At 52.8% G+C, this 19,815-nt stretch carries 22 protein-coding genes and 1 pseudogene; 12 read left to right on the plus strand and 11 right to left on the minus strand.

What is annotated here, in order from left to right; genetic code table 11:
- The first annotated feature begins 137 nt into the window (after window positions 1-137).
- The 4 genes and pseudogenes from H7A81_RS10240 to H7A81_RS10255 form a co-directional block, all read left to right on the plus strand.
- Complete coding sequence (locus H7A81_RS10240; protein WP_182057409.1) at window positions 138-1,457, plus strand: LLM class flavin-dependent oxidoreductase; 1,320 nt, start codon at window positions 138-140, stop codon at window positions 1,455-1,457.
- A 616-nt stretch (window positions 1,458-2,073) separates the two neighbouring features.
- A complete protein-coding gene (locus H7A81_RS10245) occupies window positions 2,074-2,643 on the plus strand; it encodes a hypothetical protein (RefSeq protein ID WP_160834364.1) in 570 nt (189 codons plus the stop codon).
- Window positions 2,644-3,078: 435 nt separating this feature from the next.
- On the plus strand, window positions 3,079-3,537 hold the full coding sequence (locus H7A81_RS10250) for a GNAT family N-acetyltransferase (RefSeq protein WP_182057410.1): 459 nt from the start codon (window positions 3,079-3,081) through the stop codon (window positions 3,535-3,537).
- A gap of 96 nt (window positions 3,538-3,633) precedes the next feature.
- A pseudogene (locus tag H7A81_RS10255) lies at window positions 3,634-3,729 on the plus strand (VOC family protein); the annotation flags it as partial.
- Between the two features lie 174 nt (window positions 3,730-3,903).
- Here the strand turns inward: H7A81_RS10255 and H7A81_RS10260 are convergent.
- The 7 genes from H7A81_RS10260 to H7A81_RS10290 form a co-directional block, all read right to left on the minus strand.
- Entirely contained in the window at window positions 3,904-4,320 is a 417-nt protein-coding gene (locus tag H7A81_RS10260) for a GNAT family N-acetyltransferase (protein WP_160867112.1), read from the minus strand.
- Between the two features lie 138 nt (window positions 4,321-4,458).
- Complete coding sequence (locus tag H7A81_RS10265) at window positions 4,459-4,680, minus strand: hypothetical protein (protein WP_182057411.1); 222 nt, start codon at window positions 4,678-4,680, stop codon at window positions 4,459-4,461.
- Window positions 4,681-4,895: 215 nt separating this feature from the next.
- On the minus strand, window positions 4,896-5,315 hold the full coding sequence (locus tag H7A81_RS10270; protein ID WP_255478939.1) for a VOC family protein: 420 nt from the start codon (window positions 5,313-5,315) through the stop codon (window positions 4,896-4,898).
- Window positions 5,316-5,436: 121 nt separating this feature from the next.
- Window positions 5,437-6,315 (minus strand): permease, encoded by an 879-nt coding sequence (locus tag H7A81_RS10275; RefSeq protein ID WP_182057412.1) that lies wholly within the window; start codon window positions 6,313-6,315, stop codon window positions 5,437-5,439.
- A gap of 103 nt (window positions 6,316-6,418) precedes the next feature.
- Window positions 6,419-6,607 (minus strand): YjfB family protein, encoded by a 189-nt coding sequence (locus H7A81_RS10280; RefSeq protein ID WP_182057413.1) that lies wholly within the window; start codon window positions 6,605-6,607, stop codon window positions 6,419-6,421.
- Window positions 6,608-6,757: 150 nt separating this feature from the next.
- Window positions 6,758-7,708 carry an aliphatic sulfonate ABC transporter substrate-binding protein gene (locus H7A81_RS10285; protein ID WP_182057414.1) on the minus strand — a complete coding sequence of 317 codons (951 nt, stop codon included), beginning with the start codon at window positions 7,706-7,708 and terminating at the stop codon, window positions 6,758-6,760.
- A 99-nt stretch (window positions 7,709-7,807) separates the two neighbouring features.
- Window positions 7,808-8,713: a LysR family transcriptional regulator gene (locus H7A81_RS10290; RefSeq protein ID WP_182057425.1), complete on the minus strand. Its 906-nt coding sequence runs from the start codon at window positions 8,711-8,713 to the stop codon at window positions 7,808-7,810.
- A gap of 143 nt (window positions 8,714-8,856) precedes the next feature.
- Here H7A81_RS10290 and H7A81_RS10295 point away from each other — a divergent pair, with 143 nt between their 5' ends.
- Both H7A81_RS10295 and nfsB read left to right on the plus strand, forming a co-directional pair.
- Complete coding sequence (locus H7A81_RS10295; RefSeq protein ID WP_182057415.1) at window positions 8,857-9,858, plus strand: zinc-binding alcohol dehydrogenase family protein; 1,002 nt, start codon at window positions 8,857-8,859, stop codon at window positions 9,856-9,858.
- 87 nt (window positions 9,859-9,945) lie between these two features.
- Entirely contained in the window at window positions 9,946-10,599 is a 654-nt protein-coding gene (gene nfsB / locus H7A81_RS10300; protein ID WP_182057416.1) for an oxygen-insensitive NAD(P)H nitroreductase, read from the plus strand.
- 67 nt (window positions 10,600-10,666) lie between these two features.
- Here the strand turns inward: nfsB and H7A81_RS10305 are convergent, their stop codons facing one another.
- The 3 genes from H7A81_RS10305 to H7A81_RS10315 are packed head-to-tail and all read right to left on the minus strand — an operon-like array spanning window position 10,667 to window position 13,505.
- A complete protein-coding gene (locus H7A81_RS10305) occupies window positions 10,667-12,046 on the minus strand; it encodes a heavy metal sensor histidine kinase (protein WP_182057417.1) in 1,380 nt (459 codons plus the stop codon).
- Window positions 12,043-12,717 (minus strand): heavy metal response regulator transcription factor, encoded by a 675-nt coding sequence (locus H7A81_RS10310; RefSeq protein WP_182057418.1) that lies wholly within the window; start codon window positions 12,715-12,717, stop codon window positions 12,043-12,045. Before H7A81_RS10310 ends, H7A81_RS10305 begins: the two co-directional genes overlap by 4 nt.
- A 26-nt stretch (window positions 12,718-12,743) precedes the next feature.
- Window positions 12,744-13,505: an alpha/beta hydrolase gene (locus tag H7A81_RS10315; protein ID WP_182057419.1), complete on the minus strand. Its 762-nt coding sequence runs from the start codon at window positions 13,503-13,505 to the stop codon at window positions 12,744-12,746.
- A gap of 251 nt (window positions 13,506-13,756) precedes the next feature.
- On the opposite strand from H7A81_RS10315, the gene H7A81_RS10320 reads away from it, so the two are divergent.
- Both H7A81_RS10320 and H7A81_RS10325 read left to right on the plus strand, forming a co-directional pair.
- Window positions 13,757-14,527, plus strand: coding sequence for a transporter substrate-binding domain-containing protein (locus H7A81_RS10320; RefSeq protein ID WP_058960289.1), 771 nt, complete (start codon window positions 13,757-13,759; stop codon window positions 14,525-14,527).
- A 24-nt stretch (window positions 14,528-14,551) separates the two neighbouring features.
- On the plus strand, window positions 14,552-15,640 hold the full coding sequence (locus H7A81_RS10325) for a DUF2817 domain-containing protein (RefSeq protein WP_182057420.1): 1,089 nt from the start codon (window positions 14,552-14,554) through the stop codon (window positions 15,638-15,640).
- Here the strand turns inward: H7A81_RS10325 and H7A81_RS10330 are convergent.
- Entirely contained in the window at window positions 15,625-16,395 is a 771-nt protein-coding gene (locus H7A81_RS10330; RefSeq protein ID WP_182057421.1) for a 2OG-Fe(II) oxygenase, read from the minus strand. The genes H7A81_RS10325 and H7A81_RS10330 overlap by 16 nt on opposite strands.
- Before the next feature lie 98 nt (window positions 16,396-16,493).
- Here H7A81_RS10330 and H7A81_RS10335 point away from each other — a divergent pair, with 98 nt between their 5' ends.
- The 4 genes from H7A81_RS10335 to H7A81_RS10350 all read left to right on the plus strand — a co-directional run.
- The gene (locus H7A81_RS10335) at window positions 16,494-17,393 is read left to right on the plus strand and encodes a LysR substrate-binding domain-containing protein (protein ID WP_058960286.1); all 900 of its coding nucleotides are present in this window, start codon (window positions 16,494-16,496) and stop codon (window positions 17,391-17,393) included.
- A 102-nt stretch (window positions 17,394-17,495) separates the two neighbouring features.
- Window positions 17,496-18,782 (plus strand): SLC13 family permease, encoded by a 1,287-nt coding sequence (locus H7A81_RS10340; protein WP_182057426.1) that lies wholly within the window; start codon window positions 17,496-17,498, stop codon window positions 18,780-18,782.
- Window positions 18,783-18,810: 28 nt separating this feature from the next.
- Window positions 18,811-19,668, plus strand: a complete 858-nt coding sequence (locus H7A81_RS10345; RefSeq protein ID WP_182057422.1) for an AraC family transcriptional regulator — start codon at window positions 18,811-18,813, stop codon at window positions 19,666-19,668.
- 34 nt (window positions 19,669-19,702) lie between these two features.
- Window positions 19,703-19,815: DUF2000 family protein (locus H7A81_RS10350; RefSeq protein ID WP_182057423.1), on the plus strand; the 113-nt coding region annotated here is incomplete at its 3' end.

A 19,815-nucleotide genomic window follows, 5' to 3' on the forward strand; every position in this document is an offset into this window, starting at 1 on the left:
TTTTATGCAACAGGGTCGTGCATTTATGCTGATGGATTAGTACACCTTAAATTACCCATACTGCGATGGCAATGCACAGGCTAATCATCCAGGCGATGAGATCGCACTTTGGGACAGTAAAAATAAAAGGTGACGTTATGACACAAAAAAAGCTTCATTTAGCCTTGTTTCTCTTCCCGGGATATCACCTCGGAGCCTGGAGATTGCCGGATGCCATTCCAGAGATAGATCTGGACATCGACCATCTGGTGCACGCCGCACAGCTTGCAGAAGCCGCCAAACTGGATGCCATTTTTTTCGAAGACCAGGCCGCCGTGCGTCGCAGTAATGACATCCTGGCGGGTGACAAGTACGGCGCGGCTAACCCCCGTTCAATTCACTTTGACCCTACGATGGTGCTACCGCTTCTCGCAGCCCATACCTCCAGATTGGGTCTGGCTGCCACAGCCACGACGACATTTAACGAACCGTTCAACATTGCGCGTCGGTTCTCAACGCTCGATTTTATTAGCAAGGGGCGCGCGGGATGGAATTTAGTCACTTCCTTTAACGAAGATGAAGCGCAAAACTATGGCCTGGATGCCCATGTGGGGCACGCTGACCGCTATGGAAGGGCGGAAGAGTTCGTCGACGTTGTTAACGGCCTCTGGGAATCATGGGATGAGGATGCTATTACGCGGGATAAGCAGAGCGGTGTTTACTTCGATGTTGATAAGATGCATTTTCTTCAGCACCAGGGGACGCATTTTAAAGTTCGTGGTCCACTTCCGATGGGGCGCAGCCCACAAGGGAGACCTGTTATTTTTCAGGCCGGTGCATCAGAGCCCGGTCGGGCGCTGGCGGCACGAACAGCTGATGTGGTATTTACACTGCAATCCACCATCGAAGGCGGGCGCGCATTTCGTGATGACATTCGTCGGCGCGCTCAGGCATTCGGACGCGCACCCGATTCAATCAAAATCATGGTGGGGCTTACTCCCATCATTGCCGAAACAGACCAGAAGGCCAGAGAATTGGCCGATCAAATGTTAGCCCTGATTCCAGATGACATTGCCCTAAGTAATCTGAAACCCCTGGCGGGTGGGGTGGATTTTCGCCAGTTTGACCTTAATGAACTGGTACCAGAACTGCCTGAATCAAACGCGGGAAAATCGCACCGGGACGCAATTATGGCCATTTCCCGTGATAAAAATCTCTCTGTTCTTGAAACCGCCCGCTACTTCGCGGAAGGCAGTTATCTGAAAGCCATCGGCTCCCCGGCCACGGTTGCCGATCAGATGCAAGCCTGGCTTGATGCCGATGCCTGCGATGGATTCCTTGCCGTGCCCACTCATTTCCCAACAGGGGTAGAGGCATTAACTGGACTTCTAGTGCCGGAACTACAACGACGAGGCATCTTTCGTACCGAATATGAAGGAACCCATCTGCGGGACCACCTTGGACTGACTAAATATTGACTGATAACCGAGGCTATGAAGATAACAGTGCTGACCTGCTTTCAATAGATTCACACTGAGTGCTGTCAGCATTGTCAGCATTGTCAGCATTGTCAGCATTGTCCGCAGATCGCGCTCTGTGCACATTTGTGTATATTTTAAAAATCCCGCCCAATGTATTCCCGTAATTTAATTTTTTTTAAGGTGTTCGCCAATAGGACCTAGCCGAAGGCCCGATACGCGTCCTTTCTCCTATCGGCGAAGCTTACACGACCAACCGGAGGGTCGAAGGAGGCCATACGATATCGCATGTAAGTTCATTTGAGGGTCTAACCAGACAATCTCATAAAGAGCAGATAGAGGAAATAGAGGAAATAGAGGAGACAGACTTACAGAAAGCGAATAATAAAATGTGAGGAGTCCTCACACATTCATTGTGTTCTCAGAATCACGATTATCTGAAACCAGTTGAAATGTAGGAAGTTTTAACATTCGATGACGGCATACCCATCTGGCATGATCTTGCTGTGATATCTATTAAACAATGAGCAACAGAGAGTCATTTAAAGATCATAATCTGAAGTATTACCTGGGATTGCCGATAACAGCACCATCTTACTAAAGGGAAATAATTGGTATGCTGTTAAACATAATAAAAGTTCTACCGTTGGCTGCTATGATAATATCTGTGCCAACACTGTCCGGCTGCAGCGCATTACTACCGCTCAATTACAAAGATTATTCCGGGAAAGATGCCGCTACGTTAGTCGTACAGCACAGAAAAGGTGAGATTGGTACGCTTTATGTCTCCTTTTATGAGAAGAAGGGGGCATGTTATGACAGAACCGAACGTTATGAGCTGGATTCCAGCGTATTCGGTGCTGAAGGTAGCGTGATTTCACGCAAGATCCCACCGGGAAAACTAGTTGCATTCCAGCAAATCCACGGCGGCGGTAAATTCGCTAAGATTGATGGCGATATGAAATATAACCATGACGGTTACACCGAGATCCAATGGATCCCCCTGATTCCACAGCCTGGCAAGCGTTATTATGTAGCCTTAAACTATGGTGCCCGTGAAATTCCTGCGAACTACAGCATTACTGTGAATACCGACCCGAGCAAGGTATTCAATGAGTTTAAGGACGAACTCAAACCCAACTGGGATGCCAACCTACGCTGTCCTCATCTCATTGGCGGCAGTTAACACCGGGTGAACAATGAGCTATGGCCCGAAACGTGCTAACGAGATTCGGCGGTGTTGATCGGGCTTACGCCCCTGCTAGCCTTAGATCACAAGGGCAATCTACAGCATCAACGCAGCAGCCTGAGGGCAAGTTGAAACAGCATGTAGGCGCTAAATCCCTTCATCTAAAGCCTTCCTGTCGGTCTGATGTGTTGAACGCTGTTCTAATTAACACTCTGAGTAAAGGATATACGTGGGAGGATATTAAAAATCGCGTGCAGTCAGGCTATGGCCCAATCGGTGGGGAGCTGTAGCGGGCACAATGTTTTTAGAGGTTTCGGCAGCCTAGTGCCAGAAGCAGACGTTGCAAACGAATTTCTATATTAAATATTGGAAGCCGTCACTGATGGAACATTATGTTAGATTCATTAGTTAAAAATGAATCGAGGATAGCAAATGTTCAGCATTTCAGAAGTAGATACAAGTAATTCTGATCTGGCCTTGCTGGTCAGCGAGCTCGATGCCTTTCAAAGCCAGCTGTATCCGGCAGAAAGTAATCACTGTCTGGATTTTTCAACAGTCAGTAACGAGCAGCTCCGGTGCATTATTGTAAACGACCATGATGGCCTACCTGCGGGTTGTGGTGCTTTACTATTTCAGGCTGACGGCTCAGCCGAGATTAAGCGGGTTTATATTCGGCCGGAATACCGGGGCAGGAAGCTCGGAGAGCAAATAGTCAGTGCAATCGAGTCGATTGCTTCAGAAAGGAGTACGCGCGTACTACGTCTTGAAACAGGGATTTACCAGCAGCCGGCTATAAGACTTTATCGTAGATGCGGTTACGAGATATGCGATGCATTCCCTCCGTATGCGCCAGATCCGTTGAGTATTTTTATGTACAAAGAGCTTATGTAACTTCAGTTTGCTATAGCTCCAGGAGAGGCCGAGTCAGCACTGTTATGATAAAAGAGAGTGTCCGGGCTGTTGTGCCTAAAACCTGACGGAGCAGAAATGAGAACGCAAAAGCGATGCATGGGATACGTAGCGATAGTGGTCGATGACTACGACCGCGCGATTGAGTATTACACCGAAAAGCTGGGCTTTACCTAGGTTAAGGACACGCCGCAGCCAGGCAAACGCTGGGATCTCTACCAGAACGCGCAGCCCTGACATCTCTGAGGCTGCGCAAGTCCGGCGCGTAGCCGAACTCTTATGATAATCAGAATGCCCGCGCATTAATGATAGCAAACCTGTGAAACACTCAGTTACAGGCTCTTTGGTTTATCGGAGAGGCTTTTTCATTGAAGGTGAAGTGTGAGCCACAAAACCATTACGTTCATAAAATGGTATCGCCTGCTGTCGGGCATCAAGAAACACGAAATTCATATCCCTGCTTTCTGATTCAGTGGTGGCAAAATCCAACAGTTTTTTCCCTATCCCCGAACTTCTTGATGCCTCATCTACGACCAAATCATCAATATGGAGATGTGATCCTCTGGCCAGAGTATGAACGGGGCGGAAGCCCATCAGGCCAAGCATTTTCTCATCGCCAAATGCGCCAACAAGCTCATAACCGTTCATGGTCTGAATTCTAACGCTTTCAATAAACTTCTCTTTGGAAATATTCCGGAGCTGTGAAATCAGACTGTAAGCATGATCCCATTCAAGCGGCAGTAATTTTCTGATCGAGATGTACATAGTGCCCTCATTTCCAATTAGGTTTCTGATTATATAGGCGTATGGGGCATGATTCGCCACAAGGGGTGATGTCTAATGTGGCAGAACTTTCCGGTCGCCATCATTTTGACGTCCGCTTCTCGCTCTTAACAGTCGTTTTTAAAGGTTTTCCATATAATGAAAAGCTTTCATCAACTCATCTTCTGTAAGCGGTGACACCAAACTTGCTCCTGAATCTTTCTCAACTTTCATCAATAGCTCGCTTCGGGTGATACCTAATCTATTCGCAACATGGTTAGCACAACTCCGTGCATGTGACGATCTATGAGCAAGGAGGCCTTCTGTGTCTAACACTTTTCTTCTTGATGATGAATGTGACATTCATTCCTCCTTAATCGAATTTGCTTCCCATAGGGCAGGTTGAGATAAAAAATTAATAGCAGTTTCTCACTATTTTCTACCGAGAGACACCGTAAGCTCAATTTCGTAAGCCACGATAGTAGAAATGGATAAAAGAGTCCGATCCTCTTTCAAAGTGGATCCCCAGCCCCATGAATCCAAATCCCCAAAGCCACCCCCAACATCAACAATCACCCTCACTCAACAAACTGGCTAAAACGCAAAAGATAGCCATCCGGATCCTGGACGAGGAACTCTCTCTGGCAAGCCGTGGTTTCTCCAATCCGATAAGTGTTTTCACCCAGCTCCCGATACAGCGGCACGCCATGTTTCCTCACCCGCGCCAGCACACAGGCAATATCATCTACCTCAATCTGGAAATTCACGCCGCGCCCCAGCGGTTTGACGAGTTCTGCGGTATTCCAGCCTTCGGCGTGATACTGCTCAAGCATCAACTGTGCTTCACCGAGGTTGATATAGGCAAATTCGGGATCGCTTCGTCTGACCATAATCTGGAATCCCAATACTTCAGTGTAAAAATGCAGTGAGGCAGTAAAGTCGGTCACGGTCAGTTCGGGCACCATCCGGTTCCAGTAGGGTTCATGCTTAACGGTCATTGCTTATGTCCTTTTAAATAGCTCGACCTAAAGTTGATGCCGCGCAACCTGTTCGCTCATGCCGCGACAAACGATAAATGAGTGTCTAAAGAGCATCAGGTTAACCTGTTCAAACATCTCTTCAACCCCATATCCCTAACGCTCTGCCACCCAAAACAGCAGCAGAATAAAGCGCTATCGCCACAATACTGATGCAAGTCCCACATGAAATCGCCCGCGCTGAATTTCCGGTGCCCAGATAATGCGTCTCAAGCACGATGATATTGGCTGCCGGGGGAAGCAGGCATAAAAGATATAGCGTTGCCGGATTTTGCGTAATAAGTGACGCGTTGGACTGATTGGCTATTAGCAGCAGCAACGAAATCAGCACAGCAAAAACTATTGAGCGAGTGATAAACGGACGCAGTTCGAGTCGAAAATCGCGCATCGATATTGTTGTCTTTGAAAGCCAAATTCCTAAAACGGCCATGCCAAGAAAACTCATCATAAATTTGGCAATTTGATACAGGCTATCAAAGTGAAGAGCCACCGAATCACTCAGCGGAATCAATGCTACGCCGATCATCAGAGCGATGACGGGCGCGGTGCGCATCAACGTGATTGGATTAAATTTCTCGCCGGAGAGCATGCCTGCGCCCAGCGAGTTTCCGACAATTGAGCTGCCGACGTAGGCGGCAATGATAATGGTCGCAGCATCATTGCCGAATAGCACGCTGGCGACGGGCAGACCCAGCCAGCCGATATTGAGATAGCTGAAACAGAGGTTTTTTATTGGGTCAGCAAAAACATAGCGACCTGCCAGCAGCAGCACCATCATGGATATCGCGGTGGCAATAATAATGGTGCTCATGCTGTGAAAGCGGGTCGATATATTAAAAATGATCACGATGGGAATAGCGATACGCGTCAATATCCATGACGCAGCCGTTTTGCAATCCCAGGCAGTTTTACCCAGCAACCATCCGGCAGACAGATAGATAAGCGGAAAGAAAATCGTCACGAAACGTCCCTGATTAGCGTGTCGACCACTCCCTGGAGTAGGGAGTGGTTAAAAATACACGCTATCAGAGGTCGTTCAGTGAGTGCAACGATGCAGCGTGAGTTTATGCGGTGGTATTGATGTTGCGGCCAACAAGGGGATTGGCAGGCAGTTGCGGAATCGAATTAAGAATTCCAGCTGCCATCGACTGCTGATTATCCAGGGTCTTTTTCAGTACCATTGTGCTCACCTTACTGCTGAGGTCCATATTATCCAGACCGATAGCCAGTGAAGTAATCTGTGATACATCCATCTTGCTCTCCTTTAAAACGACTAATGGGGGGCGGAAACGGCTTTGAGAAAGCCTGATACGTCTATCGGCATTCGCGGGCAAAGCTTCAATGCGATTTACGGACATGCCCGATGCCAACCGGCTTAATCAACTCATTCTCTGGCAGGGCGGCTACTTCGCCTGCGGCTGCCAGGTGCCCACATCCTGCGCATTAATCGCTTTCGGCAGCAGCTTCGCCTGATAAAACGCATCCGCAATCTTTTGCTGCTCAGCCAGATCGCTCTTGTTCACTGGCTCGATCTGATAGCTGCGTTGCTGGTTCGCTTGTTCCACCGTGGCGAGCGGCAAATTACCCCACAGCGGGGAGAGAATCTTGGCTGCATCCGTTGGATGTGCTTTCAGCCATTGTGCTTCCTGATCCAGCGTCTTATACACAATGCCCAGCACCTCAGGATGCTTCTGCGCATAAGGCGTCGACACCAGATAGTAGCGCTGATAACTGGCGAGACCTTTGCCGCTCACCAGCACGCGCGTGTGCTGCTCGACTTTCGAGCTGGTGACAAAGGGTTCCCAGGTCACCCACGCATCAACGCTGCCATGTTCCAGCGCGGCACGTCCATCGGCAGGTGTCAGCCATGCAGGTGTGACATCGCTGAATTTCAGTCCCGCCTTTTGCAACGCGGCGATCAGCAGATAATGGCTGCCTGCGGCTTTAGTGACGGCAATTTTTTTACCTTTTAAATCCTGCAGCGATTTGATGCTGGAGTTGGCGGGCACCAGAATGGCCTGAGCTTCAGGCGAGGGGGTTTCGCGCGCGTAATACGTTAGGTCAGCGCCAGCCGCTTGCGCGAACACCGGCACGGTATCGGCCACGTCAGCAGAGAGGTCAACGTTGTTGAGATTCAGTGCTTCCAGCAGCGGCAATCCGCTGGTGAACTCGTGCCAGGTCACTTTAATGCCACGGTCGGCGAGCGCCTTATCCAGATCGCCACGCTGCTTTATCAACGTCAGCAAGGTGGAAGATTTTTGATAGCCGATGCGAAGTGTCTCTTCGGCATTGGCGCTGGCAAGCAGTGAGGAGAAAAGCAGTGAAGCAAGTATTGTCTTTGTGATGTTGCGCATGTGAGTCCCTGAAGGTGTTATCAATTTTTTAAAATGATAAAGCCGCTCAGGAGGCAATCAAAACCGCAAGTTCGCATAAGCTCTGCACATTTACAGCTATCAAAGTTGCGCGGTCATCGCACGCAAATGCGCCCGCAATACGCCATGTAGCGCCCGAATTGCGGGGGAAAACTGTTTACGATGCGGGCAGATTAAATGCAGCGGCGTGCTTTCGCCGGGGATCTCAGGCAGCACCCGTTCCAGGCGGCGCTGTTGAATGTCTTCACAGACATCAATCCAGGATTTATACGCGATGCCCATGCCATCGATAGCCCAACGGCGCGCCACTTCGGCGTCATCACACAATAAGCGACTTTTCACCGTGATTTGTCGGCGCATACCTTCCTGCGGGAACGTCCACTTGTCATAGACGTGGCCGCCCATCACAAACGGCAGGCAGTGATGCTGGGCCAAATCCTCCAGCTTCTGCGGGCGTCCGTGTTGGTCGAGATAGGCTGGTGAAGCCACCATGATGCGGCGATTGTCCTCGGCCAGCGGCAATGCCACGTAACTGCTGTCTTCCAGTTTGCCGTAACGAATGGCGATATCGACCGGATCGCGGAACACATCACTGATTTGGTCGGATAACGATAACCGGACCGACAAGGCAGGGTGCTCACAGCAAAATTCGGTGATCAGCGGCAAAAGGATATTGCGGCCAATATCGGAAGGCATCGCGATTTTAAGCTCACCGCTCAGTGCGTCTTCGTGACTTTGCAGGCTATCGGCACCCGCTTGCATCAGGGCCAGCATCTCCTGTGCGTAAGGCAGATACTTTTCACCCTCGGCGGTCAAACGCAGGCTGCGAGTAGACCGTGCAAACAGGCGACGATCCAGTTCACGCTCCAGACGTTGGATCGCGGCGCTTACTTGGCCGGGCAGTAAATTCACTTCACGGGCCGCGCGCGAAAAGCTGCCCAGTGCCGCCGACCGCACAAACAGCGTGACATCTTCCAGTCGGATCATTTTCTTACTCATCGTCAAAACAGGCAGGGATTTTCACTCTAAGAGTGAAAGTGTTGCTGTGCAATCGGCATTTTTCCTCAGCGTGCAGGCCGCTATGCTGAGCTCAACTTACCTAACACCCTGATGAATTGAGGAACGGCTTGATGAAAGCGATAGTTTATAGCCAAAACGGTTTACCGATTTCCGATGAAAATGCGCTGTACGAACTGGATGTCGCCCAACCGCAGCCGGGCGCGCGTGACCTGCTGGTAAAGATCCACGCGATTGCCGTAAATCCGGTAGACACCAAAGTGCGTAACGGCGCGCCAACCGATAAACCGCGTATTCTGGGTTGGGATGCGGTTGGTGTGGTGGAAGCGGTGGGCGAGGCGGTCACGCTGTTCCAGCCGGGCGATGAAGTGTTTTACGCGGGCGATATTACGCGCGCGGGCAGTTATGCCGAGTATGGTCTGGTGGATGAACGCATTGCCGGACATAAACCCCGTACGCTGAATGAAGCCGATGCCGCCGCGTTGCCGCTGACATCACTCACCGCGTGGGAATTGCTGTTTGATCGTCTGGAAGTGCAGACGGATGACAATGCTGCAATGTTGATTATTGGAGCAGGCGGCGGTGTGGGATCGATCCTGACGCAGCTGGCGCGCAAGCTGACCAACCTCACGGTGATTGGCACCGCATCGCGTCCCGAAACCGCGGATTGGGTGCGTTCTCTGGGTGCACATCATGTGGTTAATCACCAGCAGCCGCTGGGCGAACAGCTGGCGGCCATTGGCCACCCGCAGGTGCGCTATGTGGCTTCATTGACGCACACCGACAGCTATTACACCCAGCTGGTGGATGTGCTGGCCCCACAGGGCAAGCTGGCGCTGATCGATGATCCGGAAACGCTGGACGTGGTGCCGCTGAAACGCAAAGCCATCTCGCTACACTGGGAGCTGATGTTTACCCGTTCACTGTTCCAGACCCGCGACATGCAGCGTCAGCACGATATTTTAGAGCGCGTAAGCCAGCTAATTGATGACCAGACGCTGCAAACTACGGCAGGCGAACATCACGGCACCATCAACGCGGCCAATCTGCGCAAAGCCCATGCGCTGATCGAGAGCGGTCGTGCACGCGGCAAGATCGTGCTGAGCGGCTTTTAACCCTTTGAAACACAATTCGTTAACCGCCGTGTAAGCGCGGCGGTTAAGGTAACGGCACTTTTAAAATAATCGATTCAGGAGATTGCCATGACACTTAATGACGCAGTGGCTCGTCGCCACACTGTAAAAGCCTTCGCCAGCGGTAAAAGCTTGCCGCAGGAAGAGATCGAAACATTGCTGAACGTGCTGCGTAACAGCCCGTCATCCGTCAACTCTCAGCCGTGGCATTTTGTGGTCGCTTCCACGCCAGAAGGTCGTGAGCAGATCGCGCAATCCACTACCGGCGCCTTTGTTTATAACGGCCCAAAAGTACTGAATGCTTCCCATGTTATCGCGCTGTGCATGCGCACCGATCTGGATGACGCGCATCTGCAAAACGTGCTGGCGCAGGAAGAGCAGGATGGGCGTTTTGCCAAACCAGAAGGCAAAGCCGGTCAGGATAAGAGCCGTCGTGGCTATGTCAATATGCACCGTTACGAGCAGCGTGATATCCCGCAGTGGATGGAGAAACAGGTTTACCTGGCGCTCGGTGGTCTGCTGCTAGGTGCCGCGATGTTAGGGATTGATGCGACGCCGATGGAAGGTTTTGATCAGCGAGCGCTGGATCAGGCGTTAGGCCTGCGTGAGAAAGGCTTTACCAGCGTGGTACTGGTATCGTTGGGCTATCGCAGCGACGAAGATTTCAATGCGGCATTGCCAAAATCACGTTTGCCGCGCGAAGAGATTTTCACCTTTATTTGATTTGGTCTCCATCAAGGTGCGCATGCATGCGCACCTTTCATTATCGGGCTGCCCGCCATGGCATCACTCAATCTGGAAACAGCAAACTAAACCGGTTCACCCCGTTCTCACTGCTCACCGCACAGCTGCCGTGATGCAAGCGCATGATGCTGCGTACAATCGACAACCCCAGTCCGCTACTGCTTTGATGTCGAGATGCATCGGCACGCCAGAAGCGATCAAACATGCGTGACTGCTGTTCCGCACTCAACGTCGTGCCTTGATTCTCCACCACCAACTCGATTCCCTGATCGCGCACCGCACTTAACACGCGAATGGTGGTATCCCGCTCGCCATAGCGCAAGGCATTCGCCATCAGATTCGCCAGTGCCCGTTGCAGCAGCTGCGGATCGGCGCGCAATTCTCCTTGCATGCGCATCTCCAACTGCATGGCGTGCTCCTCGGCCATGCCATCAAAATAGTCCTGCAACTTCTCGCCAAGCTGTGCCAAATCGATGGTTTGCCAATCCATCGCCTGGCTGGCGTCTTCCGCTTTAGCGAGGAACAGCATGTTATCGATCATTTTCGCCAATCGCTCCAGTTCCTCGTAGTTGGAGCCCAGCAGTGCCTGATAATCGCCCACGCTGCGCGGCTGGCTCAGCGCCACCTCGGTCTGACCGATCAAGGTGCCAATCGGCGTGCGCAGGTCGTGCGCCATATCGGCGGAAACCTGGCTGAGTTGCTGGTAGCCCTGTTCGAGACGATTGAGCATCTGGTTGAAGGCAGCGACCAGCGGTTGCAGTTCTGTCGGGGCATCGCTGAACTGGATACGGTGCGATAAACGCCGCACGTCTATGGCATCAGTTTCCGCTGCCAGCCGACGTAATGGCAACAAGCCGCGACGCACCAGCCAGATACTGAGTGCCGCGACCAGCAGCGCAGCCAGTGCGGTCGAGACAATAATCTGGTCGCGATAGCTGTTCAGCGTTTGGGTACGGTCGCTCATCAGGCGGCCGGTGATGATCTCAATTTGCCCATTACCATCACGCGTCGGCGCTAAGGCGGCGGCGGAGATAAAGGGCGTACCATCCTGCGCCTGCTGATGATGTACAGAGGCCAGACTTAATGGCTGATCGGCGGGCACGGGCGTGATGTCGGGCATCGGCCGTGCGCCGGGATTGACCACAATCAGCGGCGGTTGACCTGGAAAGCGCAGCACTAACAAGGATTCTGTATTGCCCAGCATATTGGCAAACAGGCGCGGTTTTTGCTGAATCAGCGTAATGGCGTCTTCATCGCGCAGCAGCGTACGAATCTGATCAATGCGCGTCAGCAGCGCGGCGTCATCACGCACGCCAATCTGCTTCGCCAGAGATTGATACAGCGCAAAGCCGCTCAGGGCAAAAATCACAATCACTGCGGTGCTGAGCAGTAGTGATAAGCGAGTGGCAAGCGAGAGTTTTTTCATGTTTCAGCTTCGCAGCGATACCCAACGCCGTGCACGGTATGAATCAACGGATGGGCAAAGGGACCATCGATCTTCTGGCGCAGGCGTTTCACCGCCACATCCACCACGTTGGTATCGCTATCAAAATTCATGTCCCACACGCGTGAGGCGATTACCGTGCGCGTCAGCACTTCACCGGGATGCAGCATAAACAGATGCAGCAGGTTGAACTCTTTGTTGGTGAGGTCGATACGTTGTCCCGCGCGCTCCACACGACGTTTAAGGATATCGAGTTGCAGGTCGGCCAGGGTCAGCACATCGGGAAGTTTTTGCTGACCGCCGCGCCGCAACTGCGTGCGGACGCGTGCCAGCAGTTCGGCGAACGAGAAGGGCTTCACCAGGTAGTCATCCGCGCCCAGTTCCAATCCTTTGATGCGATCTTCCAGCGTGCCTTTAGCCGTAAGGAAAATTACCGGCGTCTGGATCTGTTTATCCAGCGCGGCCATCACCTCCCAGCCGCTCATGCCGGGCATCATTACGTCGAGTAAGATCAGATCGTAATGGTGCTCCTGTGCATAGAACAAACCATCTTGCCCATTCTCGGCCACATCCACGATGAATCCCGCTTCGGTTAATCCTTTGCGCATGTAATCGCGCGCTTTGGCTTCATCTTCAATCACCAAAATTTTCATGCGCATCTCCGGGCGGGACAAGTGGATTAGGGCTGCGCCTGCTGAGCGGCCTGTTCAATCAGTTTCACCACATCATCAGGATGAGATTCATACACCGAGTGGCTGGCGCCGGCGACTTCAACCGTGTGGCTATGCGCGCGTTTGGCGTACATCCGCTCCAGATCAGGGTTAATGATTTTGTCAGCTTTCGCTACCATGTACCAGCTAGGCTTGGTCTTCCACGCCGGGTCTGGAATGTTGGCGGTGAACACAGCGGCGTTGGTTGGCATCTGCGCATGCGCTTCAAAATCCGCCTGCGCCGCCGGTAAATCCGCAGCGAAATCGCTGTGATAATTTTCTGGCGCGATGGTCAGGTAGCCATCAGTCGATTTGGCAAACGGATGCGCGCTGTTCGGGAACTTCTTGCCGTTGATGGCTTCGGTTTCGCCGTTATCCAGCGCGTGTGCGGCGATATACACCAGACCCACCACCTTGCTGTCATTTCCGGCTTCGGTGATGATCGCGCCACCATAACTGTGGCCGACCAGAATCACCGGTCCATTCTGCTGATCGATGATGCGGCGTGTCGCCGTGAGATCTTCCGGGAAACCGGTCAGCGGCTCCTGCACCAGCGTCACTTTATAGCCATCGTGCGTCAGGCGGTCATACACCGGACGCCATCCTGCACCACCCACAAATGCACCGTGTACTAACACAATATTCTTCACCGGCTGCGCTTTGGCTTGCGCCGCGCCGCCTGCCATCGCCAATAAAATGCCCGCTGCTAACGTCAGTTTTTTCAGTTTCATGTTTGTGCTCCAGATAAGGAAGGTTCGGGCACAGGATATGAAAGCGGCGCTGACAGCAGGGTGAGCGAGTTATGACAAAAGAATGACAGGGGGTATTAAGTAATTTTTAATGGGGTGTGAAATTCCTCTAACCTATTAATCAATATAAGAATTCACTCTACATAAATCCATTTTTTTAGTGGTGGTAATGTTTCCCTCATGTTATTAAATCTCCATGCCGTTGTGAATTTACCTGCCTGCTGGAGATAACAATGAAAAAGAGTTTGTCCTTCGCGTTACTGCTTTCACTGGGCGCTTTCAGCACCTTATCGTTTGCTGAGCAGACGTTGCGTTTTGGTGTTGATCCCACTTTCCCACCGTTTGAATCTAAGGCCAGTGATGGCTCACTTAAAGGATTTGATATCGATTTGGGCAACGCCATTTGTGCGCAGGCAAAAGTCAAATGCCAGTGGGTGCAGATCGGCTTTGATGGCAGTATTCCGGCACTGCAGGCTAAAAAATTTGATGCGATTCTGTCGGCGATGTCGATGACGGAGAAACGCCGTGAGCAGGTGGATTTCAGCAACATGCTGTATATCACGCCGAGTGCGTTGCTGACGCCAAAAAGCAGCACCCTGACCGAAGATATCAGCACGCTGCGCGGTAAAAACATCGGCGTGGCGCAGGGCACCATTCAGGAAACCTACGCCAAAGCAAAATGGGCGGCACAGGGTGTCAATGTGGTTTCCTATCCGAACCAGATGGAGATCTATCCCGATCTGGTCGCGGGGCGACTGGATGGCACTCTGGCGAATGCGGTGTCTGCGGATCAGGGTTTCCTGAATACGCCGGAAGGCAAAGATTACGTCATCAAAGCCACGCTGGTGGATAAAGAGCTGCTGGGCAACGGTGTGGGAATTGGCCTGCGTAAGGGCGATACCGTGCATCTGAAACTAATCAATGATGCGCTGGCCGAACTGCACAACAATGGCACTTACGATCAGCTGGCGAAAAAATACTTCAAGTTTAAGGTTTATCCGTAAGCGCCCTTATTTACAGGAAACAGCATGTCAGATTTGCCGCATTACTCGTCCCAACGTGCCCGTTTTGTTGCGGCAGTCGAGCGCCAACACGGCGCTTTGACTTCATACCCGCATCCGCTGCCGGGCCCACAAGGTGAAACGCTTTATACCGATGTCGCCGTCATTGGCGACCCCGGAGCAAGCAAATTGATGATGATCATCTCGGGCACGCATGGGGTGGAGGGCTACTACGGATCGGACAGTCAGATTGAGTGGCTCAATCGCTTCAGTCTGACTGCTTTGCCCGATGACACCGCGATTGTGCTGCTGCACCTGTTGAATCCCTGGGGCGCGGCGCATTTGCGGCGGGTGAATGAAGACAATATCGATCTCAACCGCAACTTCATCGATTTCACTCAGCCTGCACCTGCCAACCCGGATTACCCGTCATGGCACGGGATTTACCACGGCGATCGGATTCAAGCTGATGAGCTATTAGCTGAAACCCTTAACGGCGCAGGTTGGCTGGCGGTGAAACGGGTAGTGGAGGCCGGGCAATACCAATTCGCTGACGGCTTCTTCTACGGTGGACAGCAACCGAGCTGGTCTTATCGCACCATGCAAACCATCATCGCCGACCATTTATCGCAGGCAAAAACCATCCTGAGCTTCGATCTGCATACGGGAGCCGGAGCATGGGGGCATCCAATGTTGCTCTCTATTGCTGAGCAGCAAGTCGCTGCGCATCAGTGGGGAAAATCACTGTATGGCGAGTGGTTAACGTTACTGTTTACCGGTGCAGGTCGTGACAGTGTCACCGGAGTGACCGCGACCGCAACGGGTTATCTGTCGCAGTTCCTGCTGGAATCACTGCCGCAGACGCATATTTTGCCACTGGTGGTGGAGTGCGGAACGTATCCCGGCGAAGAGATGCATCGTCGCGTGCGTGACGATCATTGGTTGCATCTGCAAGGTGAACCGACCAGTGAGTCAGGGCGCGCCTTAAAGCATGAGCTGGTGGAAGGTTTCTGGCCAGCAGACCGCGACTGGCGCGATCTGGTGGCTTTTCGGACCCAGCAGATATTTGTACGCGGCTGGCAAGGTTTGTTGAACGCCGATCACAACCGACCATAAAAAGTCATACGCGCCGTTTCCGATAGAGCGATGCCAGGCTGTGTGTTATACGCCAGCACTGCCAGCATGCGTGTGATGTCGCCTTCGGTTGGCGTCACACGATGCATTGAGTTGCGACCACGGAACAGCACTAAGTCACCCGCTTCAATCGCCAGTGCGTCCACCGGCTGGCGCTGATCCAGCACCGCGGCAACGCCTTCGAAATTCATCTCTCCCGCATCGGCATCGCGCAAATCCTTCACATACTGGAATATGCCGCCGGCGCGGGGTTTCTGTACCAGCAGGGTGATGGCGAAGGAGGAGTTATCGAAGTGCCAGCCTAGCTCCTGACCATCAGGCGCGTAATGCAGATTGATGGAAGAGAGCGGATCGGCGTAAGGATAGAGCGCGGTTTCACCCAGCACGTCGCACAGGAAACTTTTAAACAGTTCGTCGTTGTACAGCTGGCGCAGCGGCGATTCGGCGGCGATCACGTCGTCGGTAATACAGCCTTTAGTGCTGATTACATCACGATTGCGCGGATGGTCAGCGTCATACGTCTCGTCTTTCTTCATCAGATAGACGTTATGCTTGCTGAGGGTGTGATAGGCCAGATGGCGCTGAGCGTTTCCTTCGGCAATGATGCTTTGCAGCGCGTCGGGTTGTAAAAACTGACGCAGAACCAGCGCGCCATGCTGGTTGAGCTGTTCACGGCATTCACGTCGCCAGTCGGCGTCGGCCAGTGGATGCAAATCGAAACGAATCAGAGCAGTCATAGCAGCAGTTCTCATTGTGACAGGTGTGTAATGACTGTAACTCACTGATATGTTAGTGCGTAACGATATAAATTTAATGCCCTGCTAAGGAAACTTTAATGCCCGCACAGTCACCGCGTTTACCGAAAATCAGCGTTATCCAGTCATTTAAGGTGGCGGCGGAATTGGGCAGTTTAGCAAAAGCCGCCGCGCAACTGGCGCTGACGCCTGCGGCGGTAAGTCAGCAGATCCGCCAGCTAGAGGAACAGTTGGGCAGCGCGCTGTTTGTGCGCACGCAGAGTGGGGTCATGCTCACCGAAACCGGCAAAGAGTATCTGCGCTATGTGACGGAAGCTTTTGATATTTTGCATCTCGGTCAGCAAAACCTGCGTCATGTGGCGGCGATGCCCAAGCTCACACTCTATTCATTGCCCGCGCTAGCCTCGAAGTGGCTGCTGCCCAATATTGCGCAGTGGCGCGTTCACTGTCCCGACATTGATTTATCGCTACACGGCACCCATGCACAGGTGGATTTTAATGCCACACCAGCTGACTTTGTCATTTGCTTTGGTGAGGATCGCTATCCCCAGCTTGATAAGCAGCGTCTGTTTTTGGATGAGGTGGTGCCCGTGGTGAGTCCCAGGCTGTTGCAGCAGTTTCCATTAGAAAACGTGTTGCAACAGGCTCCATTGATCCATCTTGATTGGGGCAACGAAGGGCGCTTTTTGCCTGACTGGCGAAGTTGGTATTTGGCCAAAGGGATGGCGGAACCCGCATCACAGCCCGCGTTAAGCTTCAATCTCACCTCATTGGCGATCGATGCTGCGGTGGCAGGCGCGGGTTTGTTATTAGGGCAGAAAAGGCTTATCGCTGCAGAGCTGGCACGAGGCGATTTAGTTATGGTTGATGCGTTAAGCCTGCCGTTAAGTAAACCCTATTTTCTTGCCTGGCCGCAGCGTTCGCGCAGCCAGCCGGGCAGCGAAGCGTTAATTAATTGGCTCGGACAACTAGCAATTTAACAAACTGTTAACTGACTCAGCGTTGCACACCGTGGATTGCACTATGCTTATCAGCTTTGTGCGACGGATCGTAGACAGGGAGTTCAGTCAGTGACTTCAGATATGCATTTCTGGCTTACCACGCTGATTATTGCCATCACTATTCTGCTGTGGGCGAGCGCTCGTTTGCCCGAGTATCTTACCGCGCTGCTTTTTTTTGCTGCTGCCACGTTATTCAACATCGCCCCCGCCAGCACCATCTTCAGCGGATTTGCCTCTTCAGCCTTCTGGCTGGTATTGAGCGGTTTTGTGCTCGGTGCAGCAATCCGTAAAGTCGGGCTTGCACAACGCTGGGCTAACTATCTGGTGGTGCCACTCAGTCAGAGCTGGCCGCGCATGGTCGTTGGTACCCTGGTGCTGACCTATCTGCTGGCATTGGTGATGCCTTCCAATATGGGACGCATCGCTTTGCTGATGCCGGTGGTGCTGGCGTTGGGTGAACGGGCCGGAATTAAAGCCGGGAGCCGTGGCAGCATTGGTCTGGCGCTGGCGGTGGGTTTTGGCACTTTCCAGCTCTCCGCCAGCATCTTACCGGCTAACGTGCCCAATCTGGTGCTGAGCGGTGCTGCGGAAAACGCCTATCAGATCCATCTCCAGTGGCTGCCCTGGTGGCTGCTGCATATGCCGGTGGTGGGGATTGGCAAGGGGATGGTACTTGCAGCCGCTATTCTTTTCCTGTTCCGCGCGCAACCTCAGCCCGTGCGCCATCGCGATCAACTTGAGCCGCTCAGCCGCAGCGAATGGCGGTTGATGGGCCTGTTGGCTATCACTCTGTTGCTGTGGATGACCGATAGCCTGCACGGCTTGCCTGCCGCATGGGTTGGGCTGGCGGCGGCCTGTATTTGTCTGCTGCCGCGCATTGGCTTTCTTTCAGGAGATGATTTCGTCAGCGGGGTTAATTTCCGCACCTGTATCTATATCGCGGGTATTCTCGGGGTGGCGACAGTGGTGGTGGATTCAGGACTTGGCCGACTGATTGCCAATTTGCTGCTCAGCGTGCTGCCTCTGCAGGATCACGCTTCGTTTGGTAATTTCGCGGTGCTTAACTCGCTGGTCTCGCTGCTCAACTTTGTGCTGACCGCCAACGGCGTGCCAGCGATGGTCACGCCGATCGCGCAAGAGCTGGCAACCGCATCCGGCTTTTCTCTGATGAGCGTCGTTATGATGCAGGTGTTTGCCTACGCGACGCCGCTGTTGCCTTATCAGGCTTCGCCAGTGGTGGTGGCGATGGGGCTGGGTAATGTGCCTGCCAAAGCGGGCCTGCAACTGTGCGTGCTGGTGTTTATCTTCAGCGTGCTGCTGCTGTTACCACTGGATTATCTCTGGTTCAGGCTGCTAGGCTATGCCTGACTTTCCCTCACTGCCTGAGCACGCCGTTATGTCAGCCAATAATGATTGGGTCGATTTTCGTCGCGATGACGAAACCGGTATCGAAAGCGTCAACGCGCATTTTCGCGGACACGCCTACGATCCTCACGATCACGACGAATTATTGGTGGGCGTGACGCAGCAAGGCTTACAGCGTTTTAATTGTCATCGTGCTTTGCACACCAGCACGCCGGGTCGCGCCATTTTGATTGAGCCGGGCGCGGTGCATGACGGCCACGCGCCTAACGAAGAGGGTTTCACCTACACCATGCTTTATCTGCCGCAGCGTTGGGTGGCAGAGATGATGCAGCGACGCGGTCTGGGCGATGTATCCAACATCGAAGGTGCGTTTCGCCACACGTTAAATGATGATGCGCTGCTGGCCAGTGCCATCCAGCAGGCGTGGTTTTCAGTGCATCACAGTGAAGGGCGACTGGCGCGCGACCAGAGCCTCGATCATCTGATGACGATGCTTTCCCGCCATCTTGAAACCAAACCCAATGCGCAATCAGGCGCAGCGATGCAGCACATGCAGCTATTACGCGACTATCTGCACGATTTTATGGCGCAGGATATAGGGCTGGATGAGCTGTCACGGCTGGCGGGCATCGATCGCTTTAAGCTGACGCGTCAGTTTAAGCAGGCGTTTGGTCAGTCACCGCATGCCTACCTGGTACGACTGAGGTTGCGCAGCGCACGTGTGTTGCTGGCGCAGGGCATTGAGCCGGTGCAGGTTGCCGCTCAGGTTGGTTTTGCCGATCAGAGTCATTTAGGGCGTTGGTTCCAACGCGCCTACCGCATGACACCGGCCTCCTATCAACGACAGTGCACAAACGTTCTATATCCCACCCCCGCGACTCTTAGATGATGCTGTTTTAGACCCCATCGGAGAGTAGTGACAGATGTTTGATACCAAAATCGCCCTGATTGTTCGTGATGATTTAGCCACCTGGCAGCGCCTAAATGTGGTGGCCTTTCTTGCTACCGGCATTGCTTCTGCTGCGCCTGACATGAT

Source organism: Pantoea sp. ME81 (assembly GCF_903970985.1).
Classification (GTDB): domain Bacteria; phylum Pseudomonadota; class Gammaproteobacteria; order Enterobacterales; family Enterobacteriaceae; genus Pantoea; species Pantoea communis.